At 69.0% G+C, this 6,189-nt stretch carries 5 protein-coding genes; 3 read left to right on the top strand and 2 right to left on the bottom strand.

Features of this window, described 5'->3' with window-relative positions; translation table 11 throughout:
* On the bottom strand, positions 1-171 hold a 171-nt coding region (locus DK254_RS06410; RefSeq protein WP_305888121.1), incomplete at its 3' end, for a serine dehydratase beta chain.
* A gap of 168 nt (positions 172-339) precedes the next feature.
* On the opposite strand from DK254_RS06410, the gene DK254_RS06415 reads away from it, so the two are divergent.
* The 3 genes from DK254_RS06415 (at position 340) to fusA (ending at position 5,196) form a co-directional block, all read left to right on the top strand.
* Positions 340-999, top strand: coding sequence for a hypothetical protein (locus DK254_RS06415; RefSeq protein ID WP_109933123.1), 660 nt, complete (start codon positions 340-342; stop codon positions 997-999).
* Positions 1,000-1,320: 321 nt separating this feature from the next.
* On the top strand, positions 1,321-2,370 hold the full coding sequence (locus DK254_RS06420) for a low specificity L-threonine aldolase (RefSeq protein WP_109933124.1): 1,050 nt from the start codon (positions 1,321-1,323) through the stop codon (positions 2,368-2,370).
* 777 nt (positions 2,371-3,147) lie between these two features.
* Positions 3,148-5,196 carry an elongation factor G gene (gene fusA, locus DK254_RS06425; RefSeq protein WP_109933125.1) on the top strand — a complete coding sequence of 683 codons (2,049 nt, stop codon included), beginning with the start codon at positions 3,148-3,150 and terminating at the stop codon, positions 5,194-5,196.
* A gap of 202 nt (positions 5,197-5,398) precedes the next feature.
* Here fusA and DK254_RS06430 read toward each other — a convergent pair whose 3' ends face one another.
* On the bottom strand, positions 5,399-5,980 hold the full coding sequence (locus DK254_RS06430) for an alpha/beta hydrolase (protein ID WP_109933126.1): 582 nt from the start codon (positions 5,978-5,980) through the stop codon (positions 5,399-5,401).
* Positions 5,981-6,189 lie beyond the last annotated feature (209 nt).

Here is a 6,189-nt window from a genome sequence, read left to right on the forward strand (position 1 = left end):
GGTGGCGGAGAGGGAGCCGTAGAGCTTCACTTCGACGCGCTCGACGCGCTCGAGCAGCTGGCGTTCGCGCAGGGCGGCGACGAACAGGGCGGCGGCGCGCATGGGGCCGACGGTATGCGAACTGGAGGGGCCGATACCGATCTTGAACAGGTCGAACACACTGATGGCCATGCCGGGGCTCCTCGAATGGCGATGCCGCTGCCGCCGATTCTCGACTGCCTGCCCGGGCAAAAGATGTCCGTTCCCGACCCGAAAATGCACCTGGCTGCCACAGGGCCACTGCTGCACGCCGCGCCGCCCAGCGGCTAGAATGCCGCCACTGTCAAACCCGAGGACGCCATGAAACGCTCCCTGATCCTGCTCAGCGCCCTGATGCTCGGCGCGACCCTCCACGGCTGCGGCGGTGGCGACGACAAGGCCAAGGCCGAGAAGGCCGCGGCCGCCGCGGTGCCGGCCGACAGCTGCACTGGCCACCCGCTGGAGAAGGCCCTGCCGCCGAGCAAGGAAATGTACGGCTACCCGTTCATCTCCCGCGAATGCGGCTACAACGACGCCAAGCTGGTCTACGGCACCGCCGACGGCAGCCGCCACCTGGAGATCAGCCTGATCGACACCGGCATGCCGGCCCCGGCCCAGGACGCCAACAGCGAGCAGGCCATCGCCTACCGCGGCGTGCAGGACAAGCTGCGCGACATGACCCATTCCAGCCTGACGCTGCTGAACAAGACCCGCGAGACCGCGATCAGGAACGGCACCGCCGACAAGTTCGGCGGCGAGGACTACCTGCCGGTGATCGACACCACCCGCATGGGCGACCCCCTGGGCATAGTCGCCCCGGCCAAGGGCGAGGCCGGCGAGTCCAGCCTCACCGGGCTGATCAAGGGCCGCTACGTGCTGACCCTGAGCACCCCGGACAAGCCCAATGGCGGCAGCACCCAGTCCATGCGCCAGCTGTTCGTGCCCATCGTCGAGCAGATGAAGCTGACGGCGCTGCCCTGATCGGCCGCCTGCGGCGTTATCCGCCGAATCGCGGACAGAGTCCGCTCCTACGGTTACAGGGAAGCACGTGCGTAGGAGCAACTGTCTTGCAGGCTGCGCCGCCTCTTTCCAACCCGTCGGGCACCGGCGTTCCGGCCGGCGGCGGATAACCGCGAACGGTTATTCGCCCTACGGTCGAGCACGGACGTAGGAGCGGACTTTGTCCGCGATTGGATTCCCCGGCCACGCCGGACGCCCCGGTGGCACGAACGGCCCCCGCTCCTACAAAAGCCACGATTTCGCTACGCTGCCTGTGGATGACTTTCCCCGAGGCAGCTTTCGATGTTCGACAATTCCCAGCAATTCGCCAGCGACAACTATTCCGGCATCTGCCCCGAAGCCTGGGCCGCCATGGCCGAGGCCAACCGCGGCCATGAGCGGGCCTACGGCGACGACCAGTGGACGGCGCGCGCCTCCGACCACTTCCGCGAGCTGTTCGAGACCGATTGCGAGGTGTTCTTCGCCTTCAACGGTACCGCCGCCAATTCCCTGGCCCTGGCCGCCCTGTGCCAGAGCTACCACAGCGTGATCTGCGCCGAGACCGCCCACGTCGAGACCGACGAGTGCGGCGCCCCGGAGTTCTTCTCCAACGGCTCCAAGCTGCTGCTGGCGCGCACCGACGCGCAGGGCAAGCTGACCCCCGCGGCGATCCGCGAGATCGCGCTGAAGCGCCAGGACATCCACTACCCCAAGCCGCGCGTGGTGAGCATTACCCAGGCCACCGAGGTCGGCACCGTCTACCGCCCGGACGAGCTGGGCGCGCTCAGCGCCACCTGCCGCGAGCTGGGCCTGCACCTGCACATGGACGGCGCGCGCTTCTCCAACGCCTGCGCCTTCCTCGGCGCCTCGCCGGCGGAGCTGACCTGGAAGGCCGGCGTCGAGGTGCTGTGCTTCGGCGGCACCAAGAACGGCATGGCGGTGGGCGAGGCCATCCTGTTCTTCGACCGCGCCCTGGCCGAGGGCTTCGACTACCGCTGCAAGCAGGCCGGCCAGCTGGCCTCGAAGATGCGCTTCCTCGCCGCGCCCTGGGTCGGGGTGCTGCAGGACGAGGCCTGGCTGCACTACGCCAACCACGCCAACCAGTGCGCGCGCCTGCTGGCGCAGCGGGTGGCCGACGTGCCGGGCGTGCAGCTGATGTTCCCGGTGGAGGCCAACGGGGTATTCCTGCAGATGTCCGAGCCGGCCCTGGAAGCCCTGCGCCAGCGCGGCTGGCGCTTCTACACCTTCATCGGCGCCGGCGGCGCGCGCTTCATGTGTTCCTGGGACACCGAGATCGAGCGCGTCGAGGCCCTGGCGCGGGACATCCGCGAGGTGATGGGCGCCGCCGCCTGAGTTGTCCACCGAATCTGTCGAAAACCCTGTGCGCAGCCTGTGGCCGGGCTGTGCGCAGGTGGCTTGCGGCCGCGTGGCGCCTGGGCCGGGCCAGGGCGCTCGGGGTTTGCCCGGCGGGCTGGATTCTGCCCCCGGAATCTGTTGGCCGCGTTGTGGATAAAGTGTGCATGAATGCCTTGGCGCCAGGCCCGGCGAGGCCTGCGCGCGGCTGTACGTTTTTCGACCTGAATTTGCCCGCGTGCCTTGATTTTCAAGCACTTGCCATCGGCTTCCGGCCGCCGGCGAGTTGCCCACAAAGGCTGTGGAGCGAGGCGCGGGAAAGCTGTGGAAAAGCTGTCGGTGAATGGCTGCGCGAACGAAACGGCGGGGCCTGCCGGGCATTGCTGGTTTTTTCGCCAACGGCCCTGTCCGTGGGCGCTGCGGAAAAAACCGGCGGCTAATGGTCGCGGGCTGTCCACGGCTTCTGTTGAACGGCCTGTGGCAAAGCTGTGGATAAACTGTCGCTGGACAGGCTTTCCGGGGCTTGCGCAGGACTGCCCAAAAAGTCGCCAGCATTGCGCTGAAAGTCCCATGGCGCAGGGCTTTCCAGCGTCTTCGACGCGGCTGTGGAACTGTCCACACTGGCTGTGGAAGCGGCCTTCAGCAAGCTGTGGAAAAGCTGTGGTGAAACGGCTGTGGCGGGCATGCCTACTGGGCTCGCGACGGCTGGCTGTTTTTTGCCCAGGGCGCTCCGGGGTGCTACCTATACTTCCCGTAACCCTGCCTGGGAGGTGCCCCATGTCGAACTACCCGGTCGAACAGATCCGCACGGTCGCCCTGGTCGGCCATGGCGACAGCGGCAAGACGCTGCTCGCCGAAGCCCTGCTGCAGCGCAGCGGCGCCATCCCCGCGATGGGCTCGCTGGAACGCGGCGACACCCTGTGCGACGCCGACCCGCTGGAGCGCGACTACCACCACTCGCTGTCCGCCGCGCTGGCGCACTTCGAATACGAGGGTACGCACGTCCAGCTCATCGATACCCCCGGCCTGCCTGACTTCATCGGCCACGCGCTGCCGGCCCTGGCGGCGGTGGAGACCGCGCTGGTGGTGGTCAACGCGCAGAACGGCATCGAGCTGAACACCCATCGCATGATGGACTGGGCCGCCGAGCGCGGGCTGTGCCGGATGCTGGTGGTCAACAAGATCGACGCCGAGCGCGTCGACCTGCCGGCGCTGCTGGCCGACCTGCGCGAGGCCTTCGGCAAGGAAGTGCTGCCGCTGAACCTGCCGGCCGGTGGCGCCACGCGGGTGGCCGACTGCTTCTTCGCACCCGCCGGCGAGGCGGACTTCTCCTCGGTGGAGGAGGCGCACCAGGCGCTGGTCGACCAGGTCGTGGAGGTCGACGAGGAGCTGATGGCGCGCTACCTGGAGCAGGGCTCGATCCAGCCGGAGGAACTCCACGAACCCTTCGAGCGGGCCCTGCGCGAAGGCCACCTGATCCCCCTGTGCTTCGTCTCGGCGCGCACCGGCGCCGGCGTCGACGAACTGCTGCAGGTGCTGGCGCGGCTGGCGCCCAACCCCGCCGAGGGCAACCCGCCGCTGTTCGAGCGCCTGGACGAGCAGGGCGGCGCCCGGCCCTTTCGCTCGCAGCCGGACCCCGAGGCCCACGTGCTGGCCCATGTGTTCAAGGTGGTGATCGACCCCTTCGTCGGTCGCCTGGCGGTGTTCCGCGTGCACCAGGGCACCGTGCGCCGCGACATGCAGCTGTTCGCCGGGGATGGCCGCAAGCCGTTCAAGGTCGGCCACCTGCTGCGCCTGCAGGGCAAGCGCCACGAGGAGGTGCCGCAGCTGGTCCCCGGTGACTTCGGCGCGTTGAGCAAGGTCGAGGAACTGGAGTTCGACGTGGTCCTGCACGACTCCCACGACGAGGACCACATCCGCCTGGCGCCGTTGGACTTCCCCACGCCCATGCAGGGCCTGGCCATCGAGGCCGGCCGCCGCGGCGACGAGCAGCGCCTGGCCGAGGTGCTGCAGCGCCTGCTGGCCGAGGACCCGTGCGTGCGCCTGGACTACAACGCCTCGACCCAGGAAACCGTGCTGCGCGGCATGGGCGAGCTGCACCTGCGCTACCTGCTGGAACGCCTGACCGGCAGCTACAAGCTGGAAGTGAACACCCGCCCGCCCAGCGTGCCCTACCGCGAGACCGCCACGCGCCCGGCCGAGGGGCACTGCCGGCACAAGAAGCAGACCGGCGGCGCCGGCCAGTTCGGCGAGGTGTTCCTGCGGGTGGAGCCGCTGCCGCGGGGGACTGGCTTCGAGTTCGTCGATGCGATCAAGGGCGGGGTGATCCCGGGGCAGTTCATCCCCTCGGTGGAGAAGGGCGTGCGCACGGCGCTGGCCGCGGGCCCCCTGGCCGGCTTCCCGGTGGAAGACGTGAAGGTCACGGTGTTCGACGGCAAGAGCCACTCGGTGGACTCCAAGGACATCGCCTTCCAGGCCGCCGGGCGCAAGGCCATGTTCGACGCCCTGCGCAATGCCGGGGGCATGCTGCTGGAGCCGGTGGTGAACATCGCGGTGACGGCGCCGGAAGCCCGCCTGGGCGACATCACCGCCGACCTCACCGGGCGCCGCGGCCAGGTGCTGGGCACCGAGCCGCTGTCGGCCCGCGCCACCCTGGTGCGCGGCCAGGTGCCGCTGGCCGAACTGGAAGGCTACGCCAACCGGCTGAAGGCGATCACCGCCGGGCAGGGTTTCTTCACCCTCGAAGCCAGCCACTACAGCCCCGTGCCGCAGGACGTGCAGCAGCGCCTGGCCAGTGGGTACAAGGCGGTGCAGGAAGAAGACTGAAGAGGCCGGTTTTTGTAGGAGCGGATTTATCCGCGATGCTCCTACGCCGCCCCATCCAACCCGTAGGGCGCATAACGCCTACGGCGTTATCCGCCAATGGTCCCGGGCACCGGTGTTCCGGCCGGCGGCGGATAACCGCGAACGGTTATTCGCCCTACGCTCGAACGCAGGGCGCGCTCCCCGCAACAGCCGGCGCGGCCGCTCAGGCCCGGCGCCGCTCCCGCTGGTCGATCAGGTACTGCAGGCGGAACAGGTGGCGGTAGCCGGCCTCCCAGGCGCCGTGGCCGGACTTCACGTTGATGTGCCCGGCGTTCGGCAGGATCAGCGTCTCGGCGCCCCAGGCGCGGCCCAGCTGCAGGGCGCGCTGCGGGCTGCAGGCGGCGTCGTTGTCCGAGCCCACCAGCACGCTGGGGAAGGGCAGGGCGTCCAGGGCGATGGGGGCGAAGTTGCGCAGCGCCGCGTGGCAGGTCTCGCGCTCGACGTCGGCGGGCGCCACCAGCAGGGCGCCGGAGACCTGGGCCAGGGCCTTCGGCCCGGCGCGGCGGGCCCAGGAGGCGACGGTGACGCAGCCCAGGCTGTGGGCGATCAGCACCACGCGGCCGGGCTGGCGGCGGATTTCGCGGTCCAGTTCGGCGACCCAGTCGACATGCCGCGGCGCCACCCAGTCGCGCTGCTCCACCCGCGAGGCGTTGGGCAGCGCGCGCTGCCAGTGGCTCTGCCAGTGCTCGTCCTCCGAGCCGTGCCAGCCGGGCACCAGGACATAGCGGACGCGGTCGCTGCGCATGGGTTCATCCCCCCTGAAAGTCGTCATGGGGAGGCAGTGTAGGTGGGGTTCGTCAATAAATTAAGGAATAAAAAATGCTTTGCTTATGCTGCATTTTCTTATTCCAGCACTTCTTGATTCGCGACAAGTACGCAGGGGCCCGGCAGGCGTTGAATCGAAGCTGGGCCCACTCCCTCCAGGCGAACCCCTCATGGCCAAGAAATTCCCCC

This window comes from Pseudomonas sp. RW407, assembly GCF_003176655.1.
GTDB lineage: Bacteria > Pseudomonadota > Gammaproteobacteria > Pseudomonadales > Pseudomonadaceae > Pseudomonas > Pseudomonas delhiensis.